Source organism: Synechococcus sp. 60AY4M2 (assembly GCF_002760375.1).
Classification (GTDB): Bacteria; Cyanobacteriota; Cyanobacteriia; order Thermostichales; family Thermostichaceae; genus Thermostichus.
This window is the reverse complement of the sequence record NZ_AUMZ01000001.1, coordinates 844,323-869,817: the sequence shown is the minus strand read 5'-3', so window position 1 is coordinate 869,817 and position 25,495 is coordinate 844,323. Positions and strand designations below refer to the sequence as shown.

At 59.7% G+C, this 25,495-nt stretch carries 24 protein-coding genes; 10 read left to right on the top strand and 14 right to left on the bottom strand.

Annotated features, from left to right (window positions below):
* A partial coding sequence (locus tag SYN60AY4M2_RS14200; RefSeq protein WP_206336909.1) for a hypothetical protein occupies positions 1 to 186 on the top strand: 186 nt, incomplete at its 5' end.
* 463 nt (positions 187 to 649) lie between these two features.
* Here SYN60AY4M2_RS14200 and cas2 read toward each other — a convergent pair.
* From cas2 to SYN60AY4M2_RS03770, 3 genes are read right to left on the bottom strand one after another with little or no spacing between them, the layout of a single operon-like run.
* Entirely contained in the window at positions 650 to 928 is a 279-nt protein-coding gene (gene cas2 / locus SYN60AY4M2_RS03780) for a CRISPR-associated endonuclease Cas2 (RefSeq protein WP_099812317.1), read from the bottom strand.
* A complete protein-coding gene (cas1, locus tag SYN60AY4M2_RS03775) occupies positions 928 to 1,953 on the bottom strand; it encodes a CRISPR-associated endonuclease Cas1 (RefSeq protein WP_240527714.1) in 1,026 nt (341 codons plus the stop codon). Before cas1 ends, cas2 begins: the two co-directional genes overlap by 1 nt.
* On the bottom strand, positions 1,950 to 3,341 hold the full coding sequence (locus SYN60AY4M2_RS03770) for a TIGR03985 family CRISPR-associated protein (protein ID WP_041438172.1): 1,392 nt from the start codon (positions 3,339 to 3,341) through the stop codon (positions 1,950 to 1,952). Before SYN60AY4M2_RS03770 ends, cas1 begins: the two co-directional genes overlap by 4 nt.
* Positions 3,342 to 3,470: 129 nt before the next feature.
* Between SYN60AY4M2_RS03770 and crn3 the strand changes: the two genes are divergently transcribed.
* A complete protein-coding gene (gene crn3, locus SYN60AY4M2_RS03765; protein WP_099812315.1) occupies positions 3,471 to 4,400 on the top strand; it encodes a CRISPR-associated ring nuclease Crn3/Csx3 in 930 nt (309 codons plus the stop codon).
* 37 nt (positions 4,401 to 4,437) lie between these two features.
* Here the strand turns inward: crn3 and SYN60AY4M2_RS03760 are convergent, their stop codons facing one another.
* The 4 genes from SYN60AY4M2_RS03760 to SYN60AY4M2_RS03745 all read right to left on the bottom strand — a co-directional run bounded on the left by SYN60AY4M2_RS03760 (position 4,438) and on the right by SYN60AY4M2_RS03745 (position 10,093).
* On the bottom strand, positions 4,438 to 5,274 hold the full coding sequence (locus SYN60AY4M2_RS03760; RefSeq protein ID WP_099812314.1) for a nitrate ABC transporter ATP-binding protein: 837 nt from the start codon (positions 5,272 to 5,274) through the stop codon (positions 4,438 to 4,440).
* Positions 5,275 to 5,336: 62 nt separating this feature from the next.
* Entirely contained in the window at positions 5,337 to 7,334 is a 1,998-nt protein-coding gene (locus SYN60AY4M2_RS03755) for a nitrate ABC transporter ATP-binding protein (RefSeq protein ID WP_099812313.1), read from the bottom strand.
* A gap of 159 nt (positions 7,335 to 7,493) precedes the next feature.
* Complete coding sequence (gene ntrB, locus SYN60AY4M2_RS03750) at positions 7,494 to 8,321, bottom strand: nitrate ABC transporter permease (protein ID WP_099812312.1); 828 nt, start codon at positions 8,319 to 8,321, stop codon at positions 7,494 to 7,496.
* 467 nt (positions 8,322 to 8,788) lie between these two features.
* A complete protein-coding gene (locus SYN60AY4M2_RS03745) occupies positions 8,789 to 10,093 on the bottom strand; it encodes a CmpA/NrtA family ABC transporter substrate-binding protein (RefSeq protein ID WP_099812311.1) in 1,305 nt (434 codons plus the stop codon).
* A gap of 210 nt (positions 10,094 to 10,303) precedes the next feature.
* On the opposite strand from SYN60AY4M2_RS03745, the gene SYN60AY4M2_RS03740 reads away from it, so the two are divergent.
* Entirely contained in the window at positions 10,304 to 11,260 is a 957-nt protein-coding gene (locus SYN60AY4M2_RS03740) for a tocopherol cyclase family protein (RefSeq protein WP_099812310.1), read from the top strand.
* On the opposite strand, the gene bchB is transcribed toward SYN60AY4M2_RS03740, so the two are convergent.
* Entirely contained in the window at positions 11,226 to 12,758 is a 1,533-nt protein-coding gene (gene bchB / locus SYN60AY4M2_RS03735; protein WP_099812309.1) for a ferredoxin:protochlorophyllide reductase (ATP-dependent) subunit B, read from the bottom strand. The genes SYN60AY4M2_RS03740 and bchB overlap by 35 nt on opposite strands.
* A 593-nt stretch (positions 12,759 to 13,351) precedes the next feature.
* Here bchB and SYN60AY4M2_RS03730 point away from each other — a divergent pair.
* A complete protein-coding gene (locus SYN60AY4M2_RS03730; RefSeq protein WP_011429783.1) occupies positions 13,352 to 13,654 on the top strand; it encodes a Mo-dependent nitrogenase C-terminal domain-containing protein in 303 nt (100 codons plus the stop codon).
* A gap of 35 nt (positions 13,655 to 13,689) precedes the next feature.
* Here SYN60AY4M2_RS03730 and SYN60AY4M2_RS03725 read toward each other — a convergent pair whose 3' ends face one another.
* The 4 genes from SYN60AY4M2_RS03725 to SYN60AY4M2_RS14615 all read right to left on the bottom strand — a co-directional run bounded on the left by SYN60AY4M2_RS03725 (position 13,690) and on the right by SYN60AY4M2_RS14615 (position 20,033).
* Positions 13,690 to 13,902 carry a nucleotidyltransferase family protein gene (locus SYN60AY4M2_RS03725; RefSeq protein ID WP_276307369.1) on the bottom strand — a complete coding sequence of 71 codons (213 nt, stop codon included), beginning with the start codon at positions 13,900 to 13,902 and terminating at the stop codon, positions 13,690 to 13,692.
* Positions 13,903 to 14,192: 290 nt separating this feature from the next.
* Positions 14,193 to 14,546, bottom strand: a complete 354-nt coding sequence (locus SYN60AY4M2_RS03720; protein ID WP_011429784.1) for a DUF86 domain-containing protein — start codon at positions 14,544 to 14,546, stop codon at positions 14,193 to 14,195.
* Positions 14,536 to 14,829, bottom strand: coding sequence for a nucleotidyltransferase family protein (locus SYN60AY4M2_RS03715; RefSeq protein ID WP_011429785.1), 294 nt, complete (start codon positions 14,827 to 14,829; stop codon positions 14,536 to 14,538). The genes SYN60AY4M2_RS03720 and SYN60AY4M2_RS03715 overlap by 11 nt, the downstream gene beginning before the upstream one ends.
* Positions 14,830 to 15,134: 305 nt before the next feature.
* Positions 15,135 to 20,033: a translocation/assembly module TamB domain-containing protein gene (locus SYN60AY4M2_RS14615; protein WP_276307356.1), complete on the bottom strand. Its 4,899-nt coding sequence runs from the start codon at positions 20,031 to 20,033 to the stop codon at positions 15,135 to 15,137.
* A 174-nt stretch (positions 20,034 to 20,207) separates the two neighbouring features.
* On the opposite strand from SYN60AY4M2_RS14615, the gene SYN60AY4M2_RS03705 reads away from it, so the two are divergent.
* From SYN60AY4M2_RS03705 to SYN60AY4M2_RS03690, 5 genes are all read left to right on the top strand, one after another.
* A complete protein-coding gene (locus SYN60AY4M2_RS03705; protein WP_228375500.1) occupies positions 20,208 to 20,675 on the top strand; it encodes an STAS domain-containing protein in 468 nt (155 codons plus the stop codon).
* Positions 20,676 to 20,695: 20 nt separating this feature from the next.
* A complete protein-coding gene (locus SYN60AY4M2_RS03700; protein ID WP_099812307.1) occupies positions 20,696 to 21,412 on the top strand; it encodes a precorrin-2 C(20)-methyltransferase in 717 nt (238 codons plus the stop codon).
* Between the two features lie 808 nt (positions 21,413 to 22,220).
* Positions 22,221 to 22,367: a hypothetical protein gene (locus SYN60AY4M2_RS14015; RefSeq protein WP_011429789.1), complete on the top strand. Its 147-nt coding sequence runs from the start codon at positions 22,221 to 22,223 to the stop codon at positions 22,365 to 22,367.
* 383 nt (positions 22,368 to 22,750) lie between these two features.
* Positions 22,751 to 23,209, top strand: a complete 459-nt coding sequence (locus tag SYN60AY4M2_RS03695; RefSeq protein WP_240527713.1) for a GNAT family N-acetyltransferase — start codon at positions 22,751 to 22,753, stop codon at positions 23,207 to 23,209.
* A gap of 137 nt (positions 23,210 to 23,346) precedes the next feature.
* On the top strand, positions 23,347 to 23,820 hold the full coding sequence (locus tag SYN60AY4M2_RS03690; protein ID WP_240527878.1) for a peroxiredoxin: 474 nt from the start codon (positions 23,347 to 23,349) through the stop codon (positions 23,818 to 23,820).
* On the opposite strand, the gene SYN60AY4M2_RS03685 is transcribed toward SYN60AY4M2_RS03690, so the two are convergent.
* Complete coding sequence (locus tag SYN60AY4M2_RS03685) at positions 23,817 to 24,002, bottom strand: hypothetical protein (RefSeq protein WP_011429792.1); 186 nt, start codon at positions 24,000 to 24,002, stop codon at positions 23,817 to 23,819. The genes SYN60AY4M2_RS03690 and SYN60AY4M2_RS03685 overlap by 4 nt on opposite strands.
* Between SYN60AY4M2_RS03685 and SYN60AY4M2_RS03680 the strand changes: the two genes are divergently transcribed.
* Positions 24,001 to 24,753 (top strand): glycerophosphodiester phosphodiesterase, encoded by a 753-nt coding sequence (locus SYN60AY4M2_RS03680; protein ID WP_011429793.1) that lies wholly within the window; start codon positions 24,001 to 24,003, stop codon positions 24,751 to 24,753. The genes SYN60AY4M2_RS03685 and SYN60AY4M2_RS03680 overlap by 2 nt on opposite strands.
* Here SYN60AY4M2_RS03680 and SYN60AY4M2_RS03675 read toward each other — a convergent pair.
* A complete protein-coding gene (locus SYN60AY4M2_RS03675) occupies positions 24,750 to 25,481 on the bottom strand; it encodes a protein-L-isoaspartate(D-aspartate) O-methyltransferase (protein WP_083759154.1) in 732 nt (243 codons plus the stop codon). The two genes, SYN60AY4M2_RS03680 and SYN60AY4M2_RS03675, sit on opposite strands and share 4 nt — an antisense overlap.
* Between the last annotated feature and the right edge of the window lie 14 nt (positions 25,482 to 25,495).

Genomic DNA, 25,495 nt, shown 5'->3' with positions numbered 1-25,495 from the left:
GACATCAAGTTTCCGTCCCCTTGCGGGGAAAAGGTAGGGATCAACGCCCTGATGGCATTCAGCTACATCTTTCCTGGTAAGTTTCCGTCCCCTTGCGGGGAAAAGGTAGGGATCAACATTAAGGAACGTATCGAGCGTGAGTCGGAGTTGGTAAATAGTTTCCGTCCCCTTGCGGGGAAAAGGTAGGGATCAACAATTCAGTTACTAATTCCGACATAGAACTATCTATCGGAGACAGCGTTCTTACGCTAACTCCTCAACACAAGTTTCCGTCCCCTTGCGGGGAAAAGGTAGGGATCAACTGACCTAGACGCCAAGTACACGAAGGAGCAGGTCATGTTTCCGTCCCCTTGCGGGGAAAAGGTAGGGATCAACCCTACCCTCGGAAAAGCCTGAATTCATGAGGTTTTCAAGGTGCGTTCGCGAGGGAGTACGGAGATTCCTCGACACAGATATTAACATTGTCCTCGCGGCCAAGCGCAAGCGGGGAAATTGAGCTTGCTACGGCCATTATGTCACGTTTTTGGGCCAATCGGGGCAAAAGATCTAAAGTTTCCCTTAAAATCTTGTGCCGGCAGAGTCAGGCTGGTGATGGCTCGCCCCGACAGATCGCGCACAAAACTTTACAATTTCGGCCCGGTGGAGAGCCTCAGAAGATCAGGTAGTCCGGCGGCTCATAGGGGGGAGGCCCCCCGAAGACTTTGGCCTGCTTCTTGGCCGCGGCATCCAAAGGGTAGGCCCGCAGGCTATCTTCCTGGAGGTTGAGCAGAGGCAGCCACGACTTTTCCAGCTTCTCTTCCAGCTCGGCAGTGTCCAGGGGGCATTCAAAAACGGAGTATTGCACTCGCTGGCAGCACTGCTCCAGGCGTTTGGCCAACTGGTGTCGGCGCTTATCGTCCACCACGTCGTAGCAAACCAACCACAGCATCAGCGCAGCTCCATTGCTTCGTACTCCAGGTTGCCGCTCACCAGGCAACGGCTCAGCCGGCGGGCTTGCTCCAGCACAATTTGACTGAGGGGCAGGCGGCGAGATTGGGGAGGATAGAGCAATGGCTCGCGGAAGCGGCGTTCCAGCTCTCCCAAAAACAGTTTTTTGGCCAGGGATCCCAGCCATACGCCTGTTCCATCCGGCGACGGCTCAAAGTCTTCCGGGGTGAGCAAGCCGGCCTTGACAAGCTGGAGCACAGCCCAATCCACCACCAAGGGTCGAAACTCCTCCATCAAATCCAGCACCAGGTTGGGGCGGTAGGGCAAATTGGCGTGGAAAAAGCCCAGGTAGGGATCCAAGCCGGCCATCACGGCCGCCGAGAACACTCTTGCCAGCAGCACCCCGTAGCCCCAACTGAGCAGAGCGTTGATCGGGTCGAGCGGCGGCTGGCGGTTGCGACCTCTGAAGTTCCACTCAGGCGGAAAGCAATGTTGCAGGGATTGGTAGTAGGTGCGGGCGCAAATGCCCTCCAGGCCCATCAGCGCTTCTCGATCCGGAGGAGTGGTGGAGCGATCCAACTGTTGCAGGTAGGCGGCGATAACATCAATACCCTCCTGTAAGGGGGCAATTTGGCCGCGGGTAGCCCGGTTGTGCAGTTGTAGAATTGCCCGCTGGTTGCGAATTTTGCCCCGCACAATGCGCTTGGCCAACTCCAGCCCCCAAGGGGAATAGGCCCGCTGATATTGGGCCAGACGCATCTCAGGGTTGGTGGAAAAGGATCCCTGCAGGCGACCGCGAAAACCGCCATCCGCACGCAAAAAAATGGTTTCGATGCCTCGATCCAGCAGTTGGGCCAAAGCTGCGCTGGTCAATTGGATCCCGGGCAACACCACCACCAGCTCCACCTCCGCAAGGCGGCAAAGCTGCTCTTGACCACGGCGGCGAATGAGCAGGGTTTGGTTTTGGCAGTGAACCACAGTCCCCGGCTCGGTTAGGTAGAGGGTGGTCATGGGCAGGAAGGTCAAGAAAGCTTCAGGTCGGGGCGATAAAACTGCAGCTCTGCCTGGGCTTCCCGAGCCATCTGTTCCCGGTAGGCCAGGGGAGCGATCACCTCGCCGTTGGGCCGCCAATCCCGCAGGCGCATGGTGAAATTGGTGTCTCCCACCCGCACATAGGCGCAGAAGTAGCGGTCGCTGGCCGGCCTCTGCCGGAGAATGTGCAAGATCTTTTCCCGTTCCCCCGCATCGGCGATCTCCCGCCGCACCAAAGCCGGGATCCGCTCGTAGGCAATGGGCTGGAAGGTGGGGTGGCGTACTGTGTTGTCCACGTAGCGGCGGGCAAACTGCGGCGCAAAGCGCAGGATCAAGAGCGCCTTGGGCAGATAGAAATCGGATCCCCAGGCCTCTTCCCAGGCCGCTTGCACCTCCTCAGGAGTGGGCAGATTCCCCTGCCTCTGGCGGGCCAAGAGCTCCGCCGGCACCGCAGGGTCAGACCAGGGCACCACCGTCAGGCGAGGCGAGCGAATGCGATCCAGGCGAAAGTTGTGCCAGCCCAGGGATCTGGCAGCGTGCGGGAGCTGGCCGAAGGCGGCCAAGTACTTGGCGCGGCGGGCATAAAACAGGCAAACCGGGTAGGTGAGGACCTTTTGGATCCCGTGCTGGCGAGTTTCGTAATCAAAGCGGATCAGCCCTGCTGCCGGTTTTGTCCAGAAAGCCTCTAGCTGGTTTTGGTATTCGTCCACCCGCTCCTGCTGTTCGTCGGAGAGGATGTACTCAAACCAGACAAAGAGCCGCCGCTGCGAGTGTTGATGCCCCCCCCAGATATCGTCCAGCAACACCTGCACATCGGGATGCACAAAGGCCACGTCGCTGAGGACGTGGTAGATCTGCTCAAGCTGGCTACCCGACAACGTCAAGGCCGAGGCGGGCGTCGGCAAGGGGGGGCGATCCCCGGCGGCACGGCAGCGAAAGTTATCTCTTCGCCTGGAGTTGGCCTCGATTGGCTGCAGCCAGCCCTGAGCGGCCAGGTAGTCCAGCTCTTTGCGCAGGGTGCGGTGGGTCTTCAAAAAGGGCCGGCTGGCCAGCCGCGTCTCCAGATGGGGAACTTCGGCTTTTAAGGCGGCCAGCAGGTCGGGATGCTCCAGCCAAAAGCTCAGAGGCTTCTGGCAAATGCAACTGGGATCCGGGCAGGAGATCCCATGGGGCAAATCCTGCCGGGGGTGGCTGGGCGAGAAGAGGCGATCGCGGATGTGGGTGTAGCCAAAGGTCTCTGGCAGATCCGGCCAACGGTTTTCGCTGTACAAACCCTGGAGCAACACCCAGAGACGCACCGCCCGCTCCAGGCGCTCTGCCAACTGCCCGCCTGCCAGCCAGCGCAACACCTCCACCGTCAAAGGCAACTCCCCTCCGTTCATCTCCCCCTCCAGGGCAAGGCACAGACCAAGGTCGGATCCCTTCGCCCCTACTCTGCCAACAATTGGAAGATCTTGCTTCCAATCTTCCCCATACTGGGGCCAGGCTGTTGTCTTTCTGTCCCAATTTCCATGTCTGCTGTGGCGCTGCAGTTGCGGTCTGGCTATCTGGCCCATTGGCCGCAGAAACCCCATCTTGGGGGGCTACCGTTTCAGGTGATTGAAATCGAGCTGACCCGACCGGATCGGCTGGTTTTCCCGGAAGATCTGGCCCAACTGCGCCTGCCTGGGGGGATCGACCCCCGCTTGGGAGTGGTGCTGAGCGGGCGCGCCCCCATCTGGCTCTACGGCTGGTTGGTGCACGAGTGCCACTTCACCCGCTGGGTGGCCTGCTATGACCCACGCTTGGGGGCAGTGGTGGTCTCCAGCCATAGCCCAGACGTGCAGGTGGGCGAGATCATTCCCTGGGTGCAGGGCAGGCCAGGCAAGGCCTACGGCCCGCTGACGCGAACAGAATTGGCGGCGGCAGTGATGGTGGTGGGCCCTCCGGATAGCGGCAAAAGCCGCCTGGCCCGCGCTCTTTTCGAGTCCCTGCTGCCTCAGGCTCCCAACGTTTATCTGCAGCGGGCCCACTGGGATGGGGAAGGAAATTGGACGTTGGATCTGCCGCCGGAAGAAGCCAAAATCCTCAAGCACCGCTACCGGGGCCGCCTGACCCCCGATTTTTTCAGCTTTCACGCCCAGGCCATCCTCGCCCTGCGCCAACAAAAAAGCCTGGTGATCGTGGATGTGGGCGGCAAGGTGGATCCCCACAAGCAGCCGATCCTGGAAGCCTGCTCCCATTATCTCTTGGTCAGCCGGGATCCGGCGGCCATCCCCCTCTGGCATGAGTTTTGTCGGGATCGGGGCAACTTGCGGTGTGTGGCCGTCCTGCACACCGGCCCCTGCCCGGAAGATCTACCCAGGGATCCCAACCAACTGGAGCTGTGCTGGGATCCCGGCTCTCCGCTGCCTGCCGAGCTGGTGCGGGTGGTGCGCGGCTTGGTCGGCTCGGCAGGATAATGGCAGGGAGCTTTCGGCGGCGTGCCGGATGAGATTTTTAGTTAACCGCTTCAGGGTTAGCCTCATGCCCGTAGAGGTAGCTGAGGACAGAGTTGCGCAGGCGATAGTACTGCGGATCCTCCAGAATGCGCTCGCGGTCGCGAGGACGTGGGAAGGGAATAGAAATGACCTGCCCAATGGTAGCTGCAGGGCCGTTGGTCATTAACACCAAACGGTCGGCCAGAAACAGTGCCTCATCGATATCATGGGTGATCATCAAAACCGTGCAGCGATGTTCATCCCAAATGCGCAACAGCTCCTCCTGCAGTTCCTCTTTGGTGATGGCATCCAAAGCCCCAAAGGGTTCATCCAAAATCAGGACTTCTGGTCGAATCGCCAAGGCACGGGCAATGGCCACCCGCTGCTTCATCCCTCCGGAAATTTGCGGGGGATATTTTTGGGCAGCTTCCCCCAGCCCCACCAAATTCAGGTGTTCCTCTACAATTTGATGCTTTTCCGACTGGCTCTTTTGAGGGAAGACCGACTGGACGGCCAGGTAAACATTTTCATAGACCGTGAGCCAGGGTAACAAGGCATATCCCTGAAACACCACCATGCGATCTGGGCCAGGAGCTGTAATCGGCTGGCCTTTCAGCTTCACCGAGCCGCTGGTGGGCTGGGTAAAGCCAGAAACCATATTCAGCAGCGTGGTTTTGCCACAGCCGGAATGTCCAACTATGCAGACAAATTCTCCTGCATCGACCCTAAGATTGATATCTCGCAAGACGGGATACTCCCCCTTAGGAGTTGGGTAAGTCTTGCTGACATTCTCAAGGGTTAAGTAGGGTTCTGCGGCTGTGGCTACTGGGGTAGAGGTTGTCAAGAGGGCAGTCATCGTGGGGTGCTCCAATTCATCGTTTTCTCACAACTGGGAACGTGCTTTTGCAAAGGGAACCTCTAGAGCAACACAGGACGACGATCCAAAGCAACCTCGGCTATGTAAATGTCGTGCTTAATCGCCAAACTGTTGAGGTAAGCCAAGGGATCCTCGCCATTGAAAGGGATCCCGTCGAACAATTGAATGGGCTGCCGTTGGTAAGACACATCCAGCCCCAGCTCGCGGGCCGCCGTACTGAACACCCCCACCTGACACACCCGCTCCACGATCTCCACCCAGTTGCGGGGGAAGGGCAGATCCCCCCAGCGGGCCATTTGCGTCATCATCCACAGATGCTCGGTGCGGCTGGGGCGGTTGCCGGCGCCCAGAAAGAACTGATGGTGGGCATATTCCCGCATCGGCATGTCTAGGTCACAGATCAGGCGCTGGGGATCCCCCAGGTGAATGTAGGATGGGTCGGTGCTCAGGTAGGCGCGGCGGCTGAGCAGCTCGCGAATCTCGTCGTGGTGGGCCGGATCTTCGCAGTAGCGACAGGCTTCCAGCAGCGCTTTGACCAAGGCAATGTGGGTGTTGGGATAGGCCCTGGCCCAATCTTCACGCACCCCCAACACCTTGCCGGGATGGCCCAGCCAAATCTCCAGATCCGTAGCCACCGTAAAGCCGCTGCCCTCCAGGGCGGCCCGCAGATTCCAAGGCTCTCCCACGCAGTAGCCGTCGATGTTGCCGGCTGTTAGGTTGGCCACCATCTGGGCCGGTGGCAGGGTTTTCAGCACTACATCGTGATCCGGGTGGATCCCGCCGGCTGCCAGCCAATAGCGCAGCAGCAAGTTGTGCATGGAGCTGGGATGCACCACCCCAAAGGTCAGCCGACGGCTGGGGCTATCCAGGATGTAAGCCTTCAACTGGCTCAGCGTGTGGATCCCTTGCTCGTAGAAGCGCCTGTGCAGGGTAATGGCATTGCCGTTGCGGGTCAAGGTGAGGGCAGTCACCACCGGCTGGGGTGGGTTGTCCCCGCCGCCCAGAGACATCCACACCGGCATGCCGGCGGGCATTTGGGCCGCATCCAAGTAACCTCCCTGGATGCCGTCTTGGATCCCTCGCCAACTGGTTTCCCGCACCAGATTGACTTCTTCCAGGCCGTGTTTGGCAAAAAACCCCTTTTCTTTGGCCACCGCCAACGGGGCGCAGGCGGTCAGGGGCACAAAGCCGATCTCCAAGTTGATCTTTTCTAAACCGTGCCTGGCCACCACGGTGCTGCGGCGGGCCCGCCACTGTTTGATCCGTTTTTGCTGGTTCAAAAAGTAGATGATCTCGCTGCGATAGCTGTAGTAGCTGGGATGGTTGACCACCTCCAGCCGACGGCGGGGCCGAGGAATGTCAATGGTTAAAATGTTCCCAATTCGGGATCCCGGCCCGTTGGTGAGCATAACCACACGATCTGACAGAAGAACCGCTTCGTCCACATCGTGGGTGACCATGAGGGTGGTCATCTGGTGTTCTTCGCAGATGCGCATCAACTGCTCCTGCAAATTCCCGCGCGTGAGGGCATCCAAAGCGCCAAAGGGCTCGTCCAACAACAACACCTTGGGCCTCACAGCCAAAGCGCGAGCGATGGCTACCCGCTGCTTCATGCCCCCTGACAGTTGAGCCGGGAACTTATCCGCCGCCTGCCGCAAGCCGACCAGATCGATATGTTCTTCGACAATCTGCTGACGCTCTGCCGGGGAGTAGTTTTTCAGCACAGCGTCTACCGCCAGGGCAATGTTTTGTCGAACCGTTAGCCAAGGCAAAAGCGAGTAATGCTGAAACACCACCATGCGATCCGGGCCGGGAACGGTGATGGTGTGTCCATCCAAAGCCACGATCCCTCCGGTAGGCAGAGACAACCCCGCCACCATGTTCAGTAGGGTGGACTTGCCGCAGCCGGAGTGGCCGATTAAGGAGACAAACTCCCCGCGGTGAATTTGGAGATCGATCCCTTTGAGGGCTAGATATTCTTGGCCTCCAGGCAGACCAAACGCTTTTTCCACTTGCTCTACACTGACCAATACAGACACAGAAGACCTCCCCACCTGTAGATATTGCTCAGCAACTCGGATCCCAGACCTCAGTTCTACTCTTTTTGAAGAGCTGATTGGGGCTAACACTCAAAGACAATGTAAGAGGGATCCCAACTCAATTGGATGGACATGCAGTGAAAAGATTTGCAAACGAGGCTAGCGATTGGCTATTTTGTTTTGCAGGGCAGCCACCAGTCGATCCAAAAGCAAGCCCACCGCCCCAATGTAGATGACAGCAACGATGATCTCAGTCACGTAGTTCTGCTGGTAGGCATCCCAGATGAAAAAGCCGATCCCTGGCACGCCGGACATGACAATTTCTGCAGCAATAATCGCCAGCCAGGATAGGCCAATGCCAACCCGCAAACCTGTGAACATGTAGGGCAAAGCAGAGGGCAGCAGCACCTTAAAAAAGAAGTCAACTTTAGAAAGCCTCAGCACTCTAGAAACGTTGATGTAGTCTTCCGGGATCTGCCTCACCCCCACCGCCGTGTTGATCAAAATGGGCCAGATAGAGGTGATGAAAATAACAAACAAAGCAGCCGGCTCATTGCGCTGCAAAGCAGCCAAGGAGATGGGCACCCAAGCCAAGGGAGCCACCATGCGCAAAAACTGGAAGATGGGATCCAAAGCGCGGTTGATCCACATGCTGCTGCCCACCAAGATCCCTAGGGCAATGCCCACCAAAGCGGCACTGCAGTAGCCGATGACCACCCTTTGCAGGCTGGCCAAAGTTTGGCGCAGCAGCCCTTGGTCGAGGTCGCTATTGCGGTACAGAGGATGCAGGATTAGGTAGCGGCTGCGCTCATCCATCCACACATCCCAGGGCCCCGGCAGCCGAATCAGGTTGGCGCCGGACAAAAGTTGCCAAATCAACAAAAATCCCACAATGCCAACCACGAGAGGGAGGATCTGATCTCGATACTTGGCAAAGTCGAACTTGGTTGTCGAGGGCTTTGCCGGAGAAGAAAGTGTCGTCGTCATGGCTCCTAGAGAGGATAGAGTTTTACAAAGTTCTCTGTTTCTGCGCCTTCGAAACACCCCGACTGAGGGGTTCTACAAAGTTCTGGAATCAGAGCATGAACTTGGATCAGCTTTGCCTTTTCCTTGGACGGGGAAGCACAGGGACTGCAAACTCGACAAAACTCTCACAGCAATCAGCAAAATCAGCGCCCCCATTGCCATTGAAAGGATGAGCCTGTCCCAGTAAAGCTTGGCTGGTCTCTCGAAGCAGGGATCCCTGGAGTGTTCTCGCGGAACGTGCAGCAGAGCTAACATGGCCGATCCTCAACATAGTGTTCAGAACCATTCAAAAGGCGCAAGGCTGACAGTCTCTATCAACCCGATGTGAGCAGAAAGCTCGGCCCAGCCTTTTTTAACTCGATGGGATCCCGCGAATGGGCAGGATTTCTGCTACACAAGAAACACGTCTGTGTTGACCTGAGCCGAGACTAGGCCCTCTTGATTTTCAGGCTGTTCAAGTAGGCCTGGGGATCCTGGGGGTCAAACACCACACCATCGAAGAAACGCTCCGTTCCCCGCGAAGTGTTGTTGGGAATATTCTTCACTCCCAGCGCTTGGGCAGCCTCCCGCCAGAGATCTTCGCGGTTCACCTCATCCACCAGACGGCGGGCAGTATCCAAATCCTTGAGGAAGCGAGCGTGGAAGCCCCAACGCAGCGATTCGGTCAAGAACCACAGGTCATGGCTCTTGTAGGGATAAGAGACGCTGCCCCGCCCATCTTCCCAGTACAGAGGCCCGGCGTTGAAATCTTGAACAGCCGGCTTGCCATCTCCCAATTCGTACTTGCCCTGGAAGGGAGGCGTGAGAACCTCGACCGGCACATTCAGATAAGCGCGCCCCGAAAGGATGCGCGCCAGCTCTTCACGGTTGGCCGGATCGTCGCACCATTGCTGCGCTTCCATCACAGCCATCAAAACTGCTTGTGTGGCTCTGGGGTTTTGCTCCACCCAGTCGGCGCGAATGGCCAAGTATTCTTCGGGGTGAAAAGGCCAGATCTGCTGGGTGAGGGCCGCCATAAAGCCGATCCCATCGGCCACAATCCGGTAGGGCCAGGGATCCCCGGTGCTAAAAGCATCCATGGTGCCATTGCGCATTCCCTGCACCGTTTCGGCAGAGGGAACCGCCAACAGGTCGATGTCTTGATCCGGATCTACCCCCCCAGCAGCAAACCAGTAACGGATCCAAAAATCTTGATTGACGTTGGGGAAGGTATGAGCGGCCTTGAATTTGCGTTTGTTGCTGGCGCTGAAGTTTTTGATGTAATCCGCGGCTCCCGAGATATCCAGCCCCAAACCCTTGCCAGCATGCATTCCGGCAATGGCAATCCCGTTGCCTTGGGTGATCAACTGACACAGAACTGCCATGCGCACCGGCTGATTGTTGGTGATGGCGCCAATGTGGATCATGTGAGGCATCGGCATCTGCCACTGGCCACCGTCGATTCCCCCACCCGCTGAGCCGATGACCACATTGTCACGGGCTGCCGGCCAACTGGCCTGCTTCAAAACCTCTACACCGGTCATGCCATGCTTGTCGAAAAAGCCCTTTTCCTTGGCGATGATCAGGGGGGCAGACTCCACAATCGGTATAAAGCCTAACCTGAGATTGGGGGTTTCTGGGCCGCTGGCCTGGGCAACCCAGTAGCCTGTGCTGGCCCGTGCTAAGCTGCCACTCACGAGTCCACCCACGGTGGCCGCACCCGCAGACAGCAAAAAGTTACGACGTGACGTCATGCTCACCTCATCGAAAGGATATGTGAAGGCAAGAAGGAAGCTTTCCAGTTCAAGTCGCCTGACCCATGGATTTCCTTCGTGAAATCTCAAGAAATCCTTAAATCTCAGCTTGGTTGATATCCTAAGGGCAAATAAATATAGAAACAATACAATTATTATTTTGGTAAGCATAGACTTCCGTTTATCATTGTTGCGATGGCTTAGGTCTCAATGGCGTTTCCTCTAACGGCGGCTTGCTCTGGGCAAAACAACTCAACAGATTGGGGATCCCTGCCCCATGCCGGCTATCACTGGGATGGCTGTGCCGAGCCGTTTTTCGAGGGCTGGTACAGCCGCGTCACCTTGCCCGGGGATCCGCCCATCAGCTTTGCCTTCATGTACGCCATCGATCCCAAGCGAGGGGGCATGGCTCAGGTGTTGGGGCCGGAGGAGGAGTTGCATTGGCGCACCTTCCCCAATCCCCGCCGCTTTTGGGCCAGCTCAACCCATCTGGCCTTGGGGCACTCAGGGATCCCAGGCCCCGGCTGTCGCGGCCTTCAGGATCCCTTCACCTTCTTCCAGCGCACCGCCAGCGGCTACCAATACACCGCCCACCTCAACCAGGGGATCCTGCCAGATCCTGTCAGAGGCGAGGCCATCCGCTGGCTCTATCGCATTCAACTCTGCTCTGCCTACGGGATCCCGCCGCGGGCCACCATGGGAGCCTGGTCTTATCTGCCCATCTTCGAGCCGGGCTGGCAGATCCTGATGAGCCACGGCCTGGCCAGCGGCTGGGTGGAGTGGCGGGGCAGGCGCTTCGAATTCGAGCAGGCCCCCGCCTACGCCGAAAAAAACTGGGGACAAAGCTTCCCTCGCCGCTGGTTTTGGATCCAGTGCAACGCCTTTCCCAACCATTCCGGCCTCAGCCTCACCTGCGCCGGAGCCGAGCGGCAGGTGCTCACCCGCCCCGAAGAAGTCGCCCTGATCAGCCTGCACGGCGGGGGATCCCAGCCTTTTTTGGAGTGGCGGCCCGGCCAAGCTCGGCTAACCTGGCAGGTGGATCCCTGGGGATCCTGGCAGGTGCGCGGCGTTGTACAGGAGTTCCATTTGTGGATCGGCTGGCCAGACCTGCCATCCCCTGGGATGGATCCCGTCAAGCCCCGAGAGCCTCCTTGGCCGCATACATAACCTCTAGGGTGATCTCGGTCAGGCCACGCTCGCGGGCAAATTTTTCGGTGTTGCGTTTCACCTTGCCGCGCACAAAGCCGGGCACTTTGTTCAGCTCCGCCTGGGCTTCTCGCGTCCAGATGAGATCGGAATCGGCGCTCAGGCTCTTGTGGATCACTTCTTTGGTGTCGTGGCCGCCGAAGACCTCCAGCAGGTGATCCTCCATGCCCAGGGTAAAGGAGTTGTAGATTAGGTCCACAATTTGGTTGGCGCCCTCATACCCCAAAAAGGGCCGGTAGCCGATGGGAAAATCTTGCACGTGCATGGGCGCCGAGATTACCCCACAAGGGATCCGCAGCCGCTTGCCCACATGCCGCTCCATCTGGGTGCCGAAGATGGCGGCAGGCTCCACCTGGGCAATGGCATCGGCTACGCGGGTGTGATCTTCGGTCAGCAGCACCTGATCGCAATACCCGCCCACCTCTGCCTGGAACCACTCGCCATCGTAGGTGCAATAGCTGCCCGCCCAGACCACATGAACCCCCATCTCGCGGGCCAGGATCTTGGTGATGGCTGCCGCATGGGTGCAATCCCCAAAGACCACGGCTTTTTTGCCGGTCAGATTTTGGCAATCGATGGAGCGGGAGAACCAAGCCGCCTGGGAAACGTAGAGGGTCTGCTCCTGGATGTAGGGCTCGTAGTCCACCGGGATCCCTTGCTCGTTGAGAACCTGCTGGATCTGGCGGATGAAGCGGGCTGTTTCCACCACCCCCATGGGGGTGATCTCCACATAAGGTGTGCCAAACTGCTCCTGCAGGTAGCGAGCCGTCATCGGCCCCAGTTCCCGGTAGGGCACCACGTTAAACCAGGCCCGCCCCAGGTGCTTGAGATCGTGGACGCTGGCCCCCTGCGGGATCACCAAATTGAGCTCGATCCCCAGATCCTGGAGCAGCTTTTTCAACTCCCGCAGATCGTGGGCATGGTGAAAGCCCAGGCTGGAGATGCCGAGGATGTTGTAGGAAGGACGCTCCGTCCTCCGGGGCGGGCCGCTCAACTCCCCACTTTTGCGGGCTTTGTTGATATAGAACTCCACAATCTGGTGCAGGGTGCGCTCGGCGGCCTGCAACTCGTTGACCCGATAGTGGTTGACATCGGCCAGCAGCACGTCACAGCGGCTGGACAACTGCGCCTGCCGCACAAAGTGATGCAGATCCTCCTGCAAAATGCTGGAGGTGCAGGTGGGGGTAACCACAATGAGATCAGGCTGCTCCTCGCCGTCTTTGCGGACGATGTTGCGAATCACCTTCTCGTCCGATCCCCGCGCCAACACCTGCCGATCAACGACGCTGGTGGTTACCGGGGTAAAGTCCCGCTCCCGCTCTAGCATGGAACGCATCACGTTGAAATAGTCGTCCCCCAGGGGAGCGTGCATGATGCTGTGAACGTTTTTGAAAGAACTGGCCACCCGCAGCGTGCCGATGTGGGCGGGGCCAGCGTACATCCAATAGGCCAATTTCATGGACAGCCTCTCAAATGAAAACCGAGGCAAGAGCCGGGATCCCAATCCGCCGCCGACTTCTCACCCGCTGCAAATCTCTTCTGGCATTGTAGAACGCCCGGCAGCCGGGATCCCTTGGCCGTTATCCTCCGTAACTCCCGGCCACGGCGATTGTAAACATCATCGATCAAAAGCAAAACGGCCCTTTCAAGACAGCGACAATTACGGGGATCCCTCTACCCTGACTTCAAGGCCTGTTCCATGCTGGAAATAGGGGCAGCAGCCCTGGACTCCGCTTGGCAGCTTGCCGGCGAAGAACCCAATTTCCGTAGCTTTCGTTACAGATTAACTTTTGAATACAAAATGTGTACCTCTACAAACTTGAGCAGAGATTTTGGGTTACCCAGGCAAGTTTTTGGCCAGCCAAGGCAGACTGAGTCTGGAGAGAGGCTCTTCTGTTTCCCTGGATACAAACCTGGGCAAAGACCCGGGCAGAAGGGCGTGGCTGCTGGAGAAAGCGAACACCCTTTGAGGTGTTGAGGTGAAAGGCCATGGGCTCTACCACGATTTCTTGGCAACGTGATCGCAAAGCCCCTCAGGAGCAGATGGATTCCATGACTGTCACATATCTTAAGTCTGCGGCTTGCCTGCGCAACTGGCTGCAGGCGCCCTTGCAACCGATTCGAGCGGCAATTGACAGCATTGAAGTTCAGGATCCCCGCTTGGCCCACTTTTTGTGTCGGTGGATCCCGGCCCGCTGTCCTTTCGAGCGAGATGTGGTGTTGTTTGGCCACAAACTGATGCACATTCCACCGATGTGCAAGCTCAACCCCTTCTACGATCAAGTAGTAGGGCTGCGCTTCCGGGCTTTGTCGTTTTTGGCAGAACAGGGAGAAGACATCAGCCGCTACCTCTAGATCGACTTTCGGTTTGGATGATACTCCACATGTATTCACGGAACATAGATTGCTTCTTTTTTCATCAGTGGACGGAGTTTGGGGCGTAGAGCCTTGTCGGTCACAAGGTCTAGGGGGCATCCAAGTTTGTCTTCCAAGTAGAAGAGCAGATTGAAGTAACGCTTGGAGTCGACTTTACCAATGAATTTAACTAGGATATCGATGTCGCTGCCGGCTTGATCCTCGCCACGAGCAGTTGAGCCAAACAGGGCCAGTCACCGCACACGGCGGGTGTTTATTCTAGCTATCTTTAGGAAGTCGGGTTCAAGGGATCCCTGGCCGTCCAAAAGCCGTTGAGAAACTATGGCCACTTTAAACCAGATATAAGACACTCTCCAAGGGATCCTCGCCACTACCCAAGCGCTCTGCGCCGCCGGCGCGTTCGCGACAGTGTTGCGTAGCAATAACGATGTAACAAGCCGTAGTCTGGCCAGAGTGGATCCCGTCAGAGGGGGTTTCCAACTGGATGAAAACGGCGGCGTTGCTCCTGAAGTTAGGGTTAGCAGGGAGAATCGGAGAGACTACGCTTTAGTTTCTGTAAATTGTCAAGCAGTTGGGGCATGTCACTTTGGATGATACTCCACAAAACGTCGTTGTCTAGAGCAAGATAAGCATGAATGATACGGTTACGAGTGGCAATGAGTTGTCGCCAAGGAATATTTTCGTTCTGGTTACGGACTTCTGCAGGAATGTGAGTGGCTGCCTCACCAATCAACTCGATGTTTCTCAAGGTCGCATCATAGGTTCGGCGATCCCGTTCAAAGTCTTCTTGAGTGTACCCCTCTGTGTATTCAAGGACTCGCTTGGCAAATTCAATCATATCATCTAGGTAGAAACGCCATTCACGGGACATAGATTGCTTCTTTTTCTATCAATGGACGAAGTTCGGGGCGTAGAGCCTTGTCGGTCACAAGGTCTAGGGGGCATCCAAGTTTGTCTTCCAAGTAGAAGAGCAGACCGAAGTAACGCTTGGAGTCGGCTTTACCAATAAATTCAACTAGGATATCGATGTCGCTGCCGGCTTGATCCTCGCCACGAGCAGTTGAGCCAAACAGGGCCAGTCGCCGCACACCAAATTGCTTTTGAATCTCGGCAAATTGCTCGCCGAGCAATTGCAATACTTGTTGTTTCCTCATGGCTGGTCAGATTGGATCATTCACTTGTCAACTCTCCAAGTGGGAACACAGGTTGGCCGCTTGTTTTGATCTTCCAGGCTCACACAGGCAGGTGTTTATTCTAGCTATCTTTAGGAAGTCGGGTTCAAGGGATCCCTGGCCGTCCAAAAGCCGTTGAGAAACTATGGCCACTTTAAACCAGATATAAGACACTCTCCAAGGGATCCTCGCCACTACCCAAGCGCTCTGCGCCGCCGACGCATTCGCGACAGCGTTGCGTAGCAATAACGATGTAACAAACCGTAGTCTGGCCAGAGCGGATCCCGTCAGAAGCGGGTCTCGAACTCCAGGGAAAGGACGTTGTTGCCCTCGAGGTCGGTGGTGGCACGGGTGAGGGTTTGGTCGTTGAGGCGGTAGCGGGCGCTGTAGCGGGTGGGCTGAAAGGGATCCGTCAGGTTGCGCTGCACCGAGATGGAAGTAGCCGGCCCCAGATCGCGGGCCACCTCCAGCGCCAGGCCGACTGAGGAGCGTCTGGGGGCACGGGTATCGACCTGGGGAACGGGGCTGAGGCGAACCTCATCCAAGCCGAGGGTGTCCCGCAGCGTCTCCAACACATCGTTAAGCAAAGCCGTTCCCGCCAGCCCGGCCACCCCTGCTTCGGGGTTGAGTTGGGCCAAAGCTGTTCCCCCCAACAGGGCGACGATCTCTTGGGGGGAGCGGCTGGGGCTGCTGGAAAGGGTCAGAACGCCGTTGCGGGGATCCGCAGCCGCAAGCTGGCTGGCCCGCCCGTTGACGTTGGCAAAGATCTCGATGCTCTGCTGCGATCCCGGCAGGTTGCGGTTGGTGTCGAAGGGGGACAGATCCTGGGGAAAGCGATAGACCTCGAAGGCTTGGGTCACCAGGCGCAGGTTTAAGAAAGGATCGAAGGGGTTGTCCAGGTCAAAGGTGGCGGTGTTGGGGCGGGAGCGATCCAGGCGAAAGTTGGCAATGGGCAGGCTGACGCGGCCTCGCTCCAGGGCGATGGTGCCCGCCGGACGCAGGTCTTGGGGAGTGCCGAACAGGCGCAAGCTGCCGCTGGCGTGGAATTCAAACAGGTTGGGCCGCTGCACGCGGATCCCGGGCCCCAAAACCAGCTCCAGGCCGTTGAGCCGCGGCTGCCAAAAGGGATCCGCCTGAGTCGAGTCTGCGGGAGCTGCCGCCGCTTCCCCTTTTTCAGGGCGGGGGCTGGCATCTACGATCCCTTGGGAGACCTCCAGGCGCCCCTCGAGCAAAGGCCGCAGCAGCAGGCCGCCCACCACCACCTCCCCCTGCAGGCGGCCTGTGTAGAGGTTGGGCAGGGTGAGCTGGATCCCTTGCAGTTGCAGCGTTAGGGGTGGCGAGGTCTCGTCCATCTGCAGGGCGCCGCGGGAGTTGACGGGCAAAAAGCCGTTGGCCAAGAGGGATCCGCCCCCCAACTGGCCCTGCAGCTCCCGCACCTCCAATTGGTTGAGGTTAAAGAAAATTTGGCCGGTCAGGTCGGTGATGGGCTCCGGCAGGGCGGCCAACTTGAGGATCCCGGAGCTAAGGCTGAGGTTCCCCTGCAGGCTGGGCTCTCGCAAGCTGCCGCGGATGGCCAGCTCCAGTTGGCTTTGGCCCCCTTCCCAGCGCACCTGGTCGGTGAGGAGGTTGATCAGGCGCAGGCCGCCATTCTCGGCTTGCAGGGTGAGGTCGATCTGATCCGATGCGGCCCGCACCTCCGCAAAGGGCAGGGTGTAGGGCACCAGGCCGGAAAGGCGGATCGGCTCGTCGCCGTTGGCCAGCAGGGCGCCCTCCAGGCGCAGTTGACCCTGGTTGTAGTCAAATTGTCCCCCCACCTCCCGCAGCGGCACCTGGTTGATCTGGGCGTTGACCACCGTCAGGGAGCCGCGGGCCCGGGGATCCCGCAGGTTGCCTGCCAGTTCCACATCCAGGTTGAGATCTCCCTGCAGCTCCAGCTCGTCCGGCAGGAAGCGATCCAGCAAAGCCAGAGGAAATGCTTGGATTTGCAGGGATCCCGACTGTTCCTCCAGGCCCACCTTGCCAGAGAACAGGGCCTGGCGTTCGCCACTGCGCAACAGCAGCGGCTGCAGCACCACCGCCCCTTCGACCAGGCTGCCGCTGGCGGTGAGGCTCTCGATGCTGAACTCCTGGGCCTGCCAATTCTGGCCCTCGAGCTGAAAGCTGACGCTGGGCCGGTTGAGGTTGCCGACCAGGCTGACGCTGGCCTGAAATTCCCCCTGCAGGCTGGTGGGCGGCGGGATGCGGGGATCCATACGGCTGGTCAGGGCCCCCAGGTGGGCGGCCAGGATCTGGGCGTAGTACTCCAGTTGTTGCAGCAGCGGATAGCCGGGCAGGCCGACCGGCTCTGTCTCTAACACAGCGGCAGGGCCCAAAGGTGGCAGCCGAAAACCGCGGCTGGTGATATCGCTCCACTCCCGCCACTTGAAAGTAGAGACGATATCTTCCAAGCGGCCTTGACGGGTGCTGATCTGCAGGTCGATTTGGGGAATGGGGACTTCCGAGGTGGGATCCAAAGCAGCCTGGAGAGAGGTTGCCGGCAGCTCCAAAGTGCCGCTGGCGGTGTAGAGGCTCTCGAACAGCTCCAGTTGGGCTTGGGCAAGGGTCAGGCGAGCGGGGCGGGAGTCGTCGCTGGGGCGATAATCGAAATCCACTGAGAGGCCCTGCACCGCGAGATCGCCTAGCCGCAGCCCCTCGACCGCAGCTCGACCTCGAGCGGCGCCACTGGCCAGGTCAAGCGCCACCTCCCCATTGAGGGTTCCGCCCAGGCCAGCCCAGGGCCCGGCAGCCAACCCTCCCAGCAAAGCCAGCGGCAACTGGCTTGCCGTCACCTGCAGTTCATCTTGCTGGCGTTGGCCGCGCACTTCCGCCTCGCCCCGCCGCACCTGGAATTGCACAGGCCGAAACTGGGGATCCAACTGCAGCGCCAGCCGCTCCCGCGCCCCCACTAGCTCCACCGCCGTCCCCTGGGCAGACCAGCTAAAGGGCCCGGCCAAGTCGGCAAAGGCCACCTCCCCCACCTGCAAGCCGCGCAACTGCGCCTCGCCAGCCACCTGCAGGTTGTCCGGAGAGCCGCGGATCTGCCCGGATCCCTGCAGCACCCCCTGCAGCAGTGGCGGCAGGCCGGGCACTTCCGCCAGGGGGATCCCGTCAGCGGCAAAGCTCAGGTCCAGGGATCCCACCTGCAGCGTCTGGGGATCCACCGGGATCTCTCCCTCTACTCTGGCCAAGCGGGCGGTGTCGGCCAAGATCTCTGCCTGCTGGATACGCAAGCCAGATCCTTCCCAAGCTACCTGGCCGCGGATGCCGTCAACCCATTGCACTCCCCTCTCTCCCAAAGGCTGGGACAGGGCTAGCGACCCTTGCGCCCGCAACGCCGCCAGGAAACCCACCTCCGCCGCCTCCCCTGTGTCCACCTGCGCCATCAGCTCACCAGAGAGGGATCCCGGCCACTGCGGGTTAAAAAAGGCCAGCGGCAGATCCTGGGGAGCCACTTGGGCTTGGACTTGCCCTCCCGCCCACCGCCCCGCCACCTGGGCCCGGCCCCCGCCCAGCTCCAACACCGCCTGCGGCACCTGTACCGCCCACCCCTCGGCCTCGGGCAAGATCTGCAGCTGTCCTCTGCCGGCAATCTCTCCTCCTTGGGTTGTCCAGGTGGCCTCCACCTGGGGCCGGGATCCCGCCAGCGCCACCTGCACCTGGGCACTTACCGGCCCCAGCTCGCCCCGCCGCGGCAGGTTGAGGTCGTAGAGAGCCAGCACCTGCTCTACATCGGCCCCGGTGACCTGGAGATCGAACCGGCCTGCTAAGCCGGCAGCCCATTGCAGTTGTCCGGATCCCTGGATCCGCCCGCCGGCGGCCTTCAGGTCGATTTCCTCAAAGGCCAAGGTTTGATCGGCCAAGCGGAAGCCAAAAGCATATTCCGGCACCGGCAGGCGATCCACCCGCCCCGGCGAGATCCCTCGCAACTGCCCTTGGATCTGCGGCCCATTCAGCGGCCCGGTGACCCTCAGGGATCCCGCCACCACCCCTTCCGCCGGCAGCTCAACGTTGAAAGTCTCCTGGATCTGCTGCAGGCTGGCCGGGGCAATAGCGGCTTGCAGATCCAATCCCTCCTTGTCGCCGAAGACAATGGAGCCGTTGAGATCTTCAAAAGCAAGCTGGCCAAAACGACCGCTCACCCCCTGCAGTTCCAGCTCCTCTAGGGTAAAGCGAACGGAGCCCTTCACCTCTTCAAAAGGATGGGGCAACCTCTCCAGCCCCAGCCGCGCCTGCTGAACCTGGGCTTGCCCCGTCAACTCCCAAGGGCGTTCTCCTCCCCAGAGGACTTGCAGATCCAGACTGGCTTCCCCTTCCACCTCAGTCAAGGGCGCCGCCGGCAAGACGCTGGGCAGCAGCTCCAAAGGCAGGCGCCGAGCGGCCAGCGTCACCGAGCCAGAAGCCTGGGCGAAATCCGCCACCCCCCGGAGCTGCAGGGGGTAGCCCCCTTCCCCCTCCAGAGAGCGCAGCGCCGCCGAGAGCTGGAAACTGGCCCGACCCCCTCCCTCCTCCCCCGGCGGGGCACTCAGCCACACCTGCGCCTGGCCCTGCAACTGCTCAAACCGGCGCCGCTCTCCCACTAAGGGAATAGCCGTCAGGGATCCCCCCTGCAAACGGATGTTCAGCCCCTGCAAGGGCAGGGATCCCTCGCCTTCTGGCAGTTGAAACTGCACGTCTGCCCAGCCGCGATCCAGCGTCTCCATCAGCAGCAGTTGCGGCTGATTCAGGGTAATATTGAGCACCCACTCCCCCGTCTGCAGCCAGGTCCAGAAGTCGGGGCTGAGGTCGATGGAGCCGATGCTGGCCAGATGTTCGATGTGGCTTTCCCCTAGCCTCACCTGCCAAGGGGCTACAAACCTTACCTCCCCCAATTCCACCTGCCGGCGCATCGCCTGCGAGAGGGTAGCTTCCACCTGGGGCAGCACCCGATCTTGAAAGTAGGCCCCGATTCCCCAGGCAGCCCCAAAAGCGGCAGCCGTCAAGCCCAAACCCAGCCCCGCCCCCATCCAGGTGCCGGGGGGAAGGGAAAAGCGTCGCCGCTGCCCCTCTTGCTCCTGCCGATCCTCTCCCAACGCTCGCCCCTCAGGGATCCCAACCACCCCACTTGAGAAGCCCTGTCTGGCCCGCAGGCCGGCCTCCTTGGGGAACATCAAAAACTGCCCCCATCCTACCCAAGGACTCCCGCCTTGCCACGAGGGGCCAAAAAGCAGGGATCCCTGCCCCCAGCCGCAATCCCCTGCCCGCGGAAAAATACCGTCTCGCCAAGGGAGTAGGGATGCTAAGCTATCTCCACGCCCGAGATCGGGCCTCAACCCTCTGTCGAGATAGATAAAAGGAGAAAAGCCATTCCGGAACCTCTGTCTCTGACGGTCAGCTTGCGCGGCAGCCACGAAGCGCTGGAGAACTGCCAGGTCTTTTACCTGACGGGCCTTCTGGATGCCTTTTCTGAGCCGGTCTTCGTTAAGGTGGTCACCAAATACCTAGAAGAGGGATCCCCCAATCTCATCCTGGATTTGACGGGGATCGACTTCATCGATAGCTCTGGCGTCGGTGCCCTGGTGCAATTGGCCAAGCTGGCCCAGAGCCGTGGGGGCATCTTTCAGGTGGTGAGCAACCCCCGCATCACCCAAACGGTGAAACTGGTGCGGCTAGAGAAGTTTTTGTCCTTGCGCAACTCGCTCCAAGAGGCCCTCGATCATCTGGCCGCAGAAGGTGGGGGACGTCCAGAGCCTGACACTCGCCCCGACGCCGCCGAGGCAAGGCCTGAGGGGCCAGACGGCCAAGCTTCCTGAGCTGGCGGACAAGCTCCACCATGGGCCTGGGGACTTTTTGGGGCATTAGCGCCGGGGCCGGGGATCCCGAGTGGCTCACCCTCAAAGCAGCCCGCATCCTCGGCGCCGTCAGGTGGGTGGCCTGCCCCCAGAACGCCGCCGGCCAGCCGGGCCTAGCTTACCAAATCGTGCGCCCTTGGCTGCGACCGGAACAAACCCTGTTGCCGCTGCATCTGCCCTTTGTTACCCAAGTCGAGCTGCTGCAGGCGGCCTGGCAAGCGGCTGCCGAGCAACTGGCCCCGCCTCTGGAGCGAGGAGAAGATGTGGCCTTTGTCTGCGAAGGGGATGTGGGCCTCTACAGCACCTTTGCCTACCTGTCCCAAGCCCTGCGGCAGCGGATCCCCGACTTGCCCATCCAGGCCATACCGGGGGTGTGCTCTCCTCTTGCCGCCGCTGCCGCTCTGGGATCCCCTTTGGCGCTCGGCTCCGAGAAATTGGCGATTTTGCCTGCTCTTTTTGCCCTGACGGAGCTGGAGAAGGCCTGCACCTGGGCCGACGTGGTTGTGCTGATGAAAGTGGCCCCCGTCTATCCTCAGGTTTGGCAGTGGCTAGCGGCAAGAGGTTGGCTACAGCAGGCCAGCTTGGTGGTTTGGGCCGGTTGGCCCCAGCAAGCTCTCTTCCCCACCCTAGAAGGATTGGCCGACTATCGCCCCCCCTACTTTTCCCTGCTGATCCTGCGCTCTCGGCCCCGGAATTGAAGTTCTCCCCGACACCCGCCTGAAGGGGGAGGCCCACCGAGGCCGGGTCGAGTGGTCTCGGTCAAATCCTCGGCTGAGCTGGGGATCCAGCCCCCCTGCTTTCTGGAAAGTTTCTAAAAAGTAGACCTTTCTTCTGGAAAAGGGCAGAGGATCCGACTGCAAGATCTACTGGAGACCTATGTTGAAGAAATATGGGAAGAACGATTAAAGAAATGACCTAGACTGTTAAGAACAGTTGCCAGCCATTGTAGAGGGATTTGACCCAAGCTAGATTAGAAATGTAGTGATTCAAGCAAGGAGGATAATATCTCAGCTTCATCTCAAAGGCGAGACACCAGCCTGCAATCTGCCCAAGCTCAAAGCTTCCTGTCGGTCAACGTTTTGATCCAATCTCGTGCAAACTTCCGATCCGTTGCGCCGGCAGGTTTCTATAGCAAGCGGTTGTCTTGCCCAGAGGAGCACCTGGCACCTACGACAGGTTTTCTTCCGAAGAAGGGACATGGGAGCTAAATCAAATAGCGGTCGGGTCTGTTGAGGTCAGCCGCTGCAACGATAAGGGGTCGTTTACCTCTGGTGAGATGGCAAGATGGCGAGCGGTCTTACCCGTTTAAGGGATGCCGGCCTGCTATTTCGAGTCTCCGTTTAGGATCAAGGAAGAGGTGGAAAACCGATGCTCGGTCGGGTTCAGGTGCTCCCCCCTGCAGACTCTGGCGAATCAGGACTCTGCTCAGTAGAGTAAGGGCTGCGGGCTTTAGCAATTTTGGGTTCGCCCAGTTCATAGTTTCACGCTCGCTTGGAGGAGGTTTTTATGCTTGCCTTTCTCTCGAAAATTGCTAGAGCAGTTATCCGCGTGTTCACGCCTGCCAAGTCTGATCTGGTTGAAGTAGGTTACCAGCCCATTACCGATGATGTCTATCGCGCCAAAGGCTCAGCTCGCTATGCTGGGGAGCTGTAGGGCACAGTGCGAGAGCGGGTCAGGTTTTGGCACTTCAACCCTCGGGAGCAGAGCTTCAAAAGTTGGTTCGTCAGGTGGCTGTTCTACTCTCCCCGTCAATTGAGCAGAGGGGGGTGAGCTCAGAACAATCGAATAAGTGAAGAGACAGCTAAGTTTGGATGCAGGTGACGTGCATGGGGGTGGGTGGTTTCCCCTCCACTCAAGTTTTGTCGGTTCAGTGGCGGTGCCGGTGGGGTTGCCGCCACTTCTTGTTGGCTGCGAGCTGCTTGCCGCTTCTCTGCGAAAATAGCAAGGACGCTTGCAACAGATGCTTGAACGCCCTGTTTTCCTCTGTGTTGCCCTCCCTCGTGGTCTATCCCGTCACGCTAGGTGATTTGGAGCCCGTGGCCGAGGTTCTTGCCCAGGTCTTTTACCCGCCCTTGGGTCTGCAGCGCTGGCTCCACCCGATTCACAAGTTGGGCATCCGCGAGGATTTGCGCCTCAAGCTGGCGGCCAGGGATCCGCACTACTGCTGCCTGGCGGCTGCGGTGGGATGCGAGGTGGTGGCCACTGCCGAGATCTCCTTGCGGGCGATGGCCCATGGGAAGTATCCCTATCTGGCCAACTTGGCGGTGTTGCCCCCTTGGCGGCGGCGCGGGATCGCGCGGCAGCTTTTGCTCAGCGCCGAAGGAGTGGTGCAAGGTTGGGGCTATCACCAGTTGTATCTGCACGTGGTGGAAGACAATCTGGCCGCCCGGCAGCTCTACGCCCAACTGCGCTACACTCCCATCCAGCGCACCTCTCAACTTTGGCATTGGCTGGGGATCCCACCCCAGCTTTTGCTCTGCAAGTGGCTGCCGTGAAGTTATGTAAACTAGAGCTAGAAAGCTGGAGAGGTGTTGCAGTGGTTATCGAGGAAGGGGGCAGGAGCTGGCGCTGGTTGGGCCTTGTGGGGTTGTTTACGGCTTTGCTGGTGAGCTGGGCAGGGGTTCAGCCCGCTTTGGCCCAGTGGGGCACCACCCCCCTGCCGCAGATCGGGGCGCCGGCGCCGGAATTTGAGCTGCCGGATCAGTCGGGCCAGGTGCGGCGGCTGGCGGATTTTCGCGGCAAGTGGGTGGTGCTCTACTTCTATCCCCGCGACTTCACTGCCGGGTGTACCATCGAGGCGCGCCGCTTCCAGCAGGATCTGCCCAAGTTTCGGAGGCTGGGAGCGGAGATTGTGGGCGTGAGCGCCGACTCGGTGGACTCGCACCGACGGTTTTGCTCGGCAGAGGGGCTGCAATTTCCTCTGCTTTCGGATCCTGAGGGCACGGTTAGCCGCGCCTACGGCTCCTGGACGGGGGAGATGGCCCTGCGCAACACTTTTTTGATCGATCCTGAGGGGATCCTGCGGGCCATCGACCCGATTGTCAACCCCTCTCGGCACAGTGCCGAGGTCTTGGCCCAACTGCAAGAGCTCGCCCAGGCTGGCTAGTCCTGGGGGCCAAAGGTCTGCTCGAACTCCTGCAGCAGCTCGTCGATCTCCTCCAAGGCTTGATTGACATCGACCCGCAAGCTGCCCAGGTCTGGCTTTTCCAAAAGCTTGACCAAGGTGGGCCGGCGCTCGCGAATGCGCTTGATGCGCTCTTTGAAGGCGGCAATTGCAGCTGTGTCCATGGCTAGAGAGATTATTTCAACTCCTCCAGACTATCGCTTTCCCACCCGGATTGTCGCCCACCGCGGGGATCACACCCACGCCGAGGAGAATACCCTGGCCGCTTTTGCGGCGGCCATCGAAGGCGGGGCCGACGGGATCGAGCTGGACGTGCGCCGCAGCCGCGACGGGATCCCGCTGGTTTTTCACGATGCCGAGCTGGAGGGGCAGCCGCTGGCGGCGCTCACTTGGGCGGAGATCCGCGCCCGCAAGCCCACGATCCCCAGCTTGGAAGAAGCGCTGCTCCACGTCAGGGGCAGGATTGCCCTCGATATCGAGCTGAAAGAGGCGGGCTACGAAGAACAGATCCTCGCCCTCATCGGCAAGCTCTTGACCCCTGCAGAGTGTGTGATCACCTCTTTTTTGCCCCAGGTGGCGCAACGGGTGAAAGCCCTTCTGGGAGGGGCTGCCCCCCAGGTTGGCCTGTTGGTGGAGGCGCAGCCGGAGGGAGAGAAGGGATCCCTCTTGACCTACTGCCGCGAGGTGGGAGCGGATTTTCTCGCCCCCCATTACTCTTGGCTGGACCTGCCGTTTTTGGCGGCGGCGGCCCAAGCCAGGATCCCGCTCTACGTCTGGACGGTCAACGATCCGGAGATCATGGCCTTCTGTTTGCGCCCGTCTGGGGAGGAGCCGCCGGTGCGGGGGCTGATCACCGACCACCCTCAGTTGGCGCTGCAAATTCGCCGCCAGCTCTGGCTGGCCGCAGAAGACTAAACCATGGGCACAAATTGCACTGGGAAGGCCCCCTTTTGCACCACCCCCTCCGGGGTTTTGTGGAGGATCAGCAAGGATTGGAATCCCTGGCTTTCGCCCACCGGCACCACCAGGGTACCTCCCACCGCCAGTTGATCCAGCAGCAGCGTCGGCAGGGTTGGGGGGGCTGCCGTCACCACGATGGCGTCGTAGGGGGCGTGTTCCGGCCAACCCTGATAGCCATCTCCCTGGCGCACCTCCACGTTGCGGTAGCCCAAGGAGGCCAGGGTTTGCTGAGCGCGGGCGGCCAAGGGAGCCAGCCGCTCCAGGCTATATACTTGCCGGGCCAGCTCGGCCAAAATGGCCGCCTGATAGCCGGATCCGGTGCCGATTTCCAGCACCACCGACTCAGGGGTGAGGCGGGCCGCCTCAGTCATAAAGGCGACAATATAGGGCTGAGAAATCGTCTGGCCGTAGCCAATGGGCAGCGGGCAATCCCTGTAGGCGCGCTCCCGCAGCTCCGGGGGAACGAAAAGGTGGCGCGGCACCTTGCGCATTGCCTCCAGCACCCGGGGATCGCGGATCCCTCGCTGCAAGATCTGCTCCCTCACCATCCGCTCCCGTTGGCCAGCCCAGGGATCCATGCCACTATCGCCGGCACAGGACTGAGGAGCGCCCAACTCGGCAGCCGGGATCCCAGCCAAGGAGTCAGAAGTCCTCTTAAAAAGAGACGAGAACAACTTTACCATTGGCGCACAACCTC

Bases quoted from the DNA above. Each gene is read 5' to 3' on its own strand.
- cas2 (WP_099812317.1), bottom strand. From the start codon at position 928: ATGCTGTGGTTGGTTTGCTACGACGTGGTGGACGATAAGCGCCGACAC.
- SYN60AY4M2_RS03770 (WP_041438172.1), bottom strand. From the start codon at position 3,341: ATGAACGGAGGGGAGTTGCCTTTGACGGTGGAGGTGTTGCGCTGGCTG.
- crn3 (WP_099812315.1), top strand. From the start codon at position 3,471: ATGTCTGCTGTGGCGCTGCAGTTGCGGTCTGGCTATCTGGCCCATTGG.
- SYN60AY4M2_RS03760 (WP_099812314.1), bottom strand. From the start codon at position 5,274: ATGACTGCCCTCTTGACAACCTCTACCCCAGTAGCCACAGCCGCAGAA.
- ntrB (WP_099812312.1), bottom strand. From the start codon at position 8,321: ATGACGACGACACTTTCTTCTCCGGCAAAGCCCTCGACAACCAAGTTC.
- SYN60AY4M2_RS03745 (WP_099812311.1), bottom strand. From the start codon at position 10,093: ATGACGTCACGTCGTAACTTTTTGCTGTCTGCGGGTGCGGCCACCGTG.
- SYN60AY4M2_RS03740 (WP_099812310.1), top strand. From the start codon at position 10,304: ATGGCGTTTCCTCTAACGGCGGCTTGCTCTGGGCAAAACAACTCAACA.
- bchB (WP_099812309.1), bottom strand. From the start codon at position 12,758: ATGAAATTGGCCTATTGGATGTACGCTGGCCCCGCCCACATCGGCACG.
- SYN60AY4M2_RS03730 (WP_011429783.1), top strand. From the start codon at position 13,352: ATGACTGTCACATATCTTAAGTCTGCGGCTTGCCTGCGCAACTGGCTG.
- SYN60AY4M2_RS03720 (WP_011429784.1), bottom strand. From the start codon at position 14,546: ATGTCCCGTGAATGGCGTTTCTACCTAGATGATATGATTGAATTTGCC.
- SYN60AY4M2_RS03715 (WP_011429785.1), bottom strand. From the start codon at position 14,829: ATGAGGAAACAACAAGTATTGCAATTGCTCGGCGAGCAATTTGCCGAG.
- SYN60AY4M2_RS14615 (WP_276307356.1), bottom strand. From the start codon at position 20,033: ATGTTCCCCAAGGAGGCCGGCCTGCGGGCCAGACAGGGCTTCTCAAGT.
- SYN60AY4M2_RS03700 (WP_099812307.1), top strand. From the start codon at position 20,696: ATGGGCCTGGGGACTTTTTGGGGCATTAGCGCCGGGGCCGGGGATCCC.
- SYN60AY4M2_RS14015 (WP_011429789.1), top strand. From the start codon at position 22,221: ATGCTTGCCTTTCTCTCGAAAATTGCTAGAGCAGTTATCCGCGTGTTC.
- SYN60AY4M2_RS03680 (WP_011429793.1), top strand. From the start codon at position 24,001: ATGGCTAGAGAGATTATTTCAACTCCTCCAGACTATCGCTTTCCCACC.
- SYN60AY4M2_RS03685 (WP_011429792.1), bottom strand. From the start codon at position 24,002: ATGGACACAGCTGCAATTGCCGCCTTCAAAGAGCGCATCAAGCGCATT.
- SYN60AY4M2_RS03675 (WP_083759154.1), bottom strand. From the start codon at position 25,481: ATGGTAAAGTTGTTCTCGTCTCTTTTTAAGAGGACTTCTGACTCCTTG.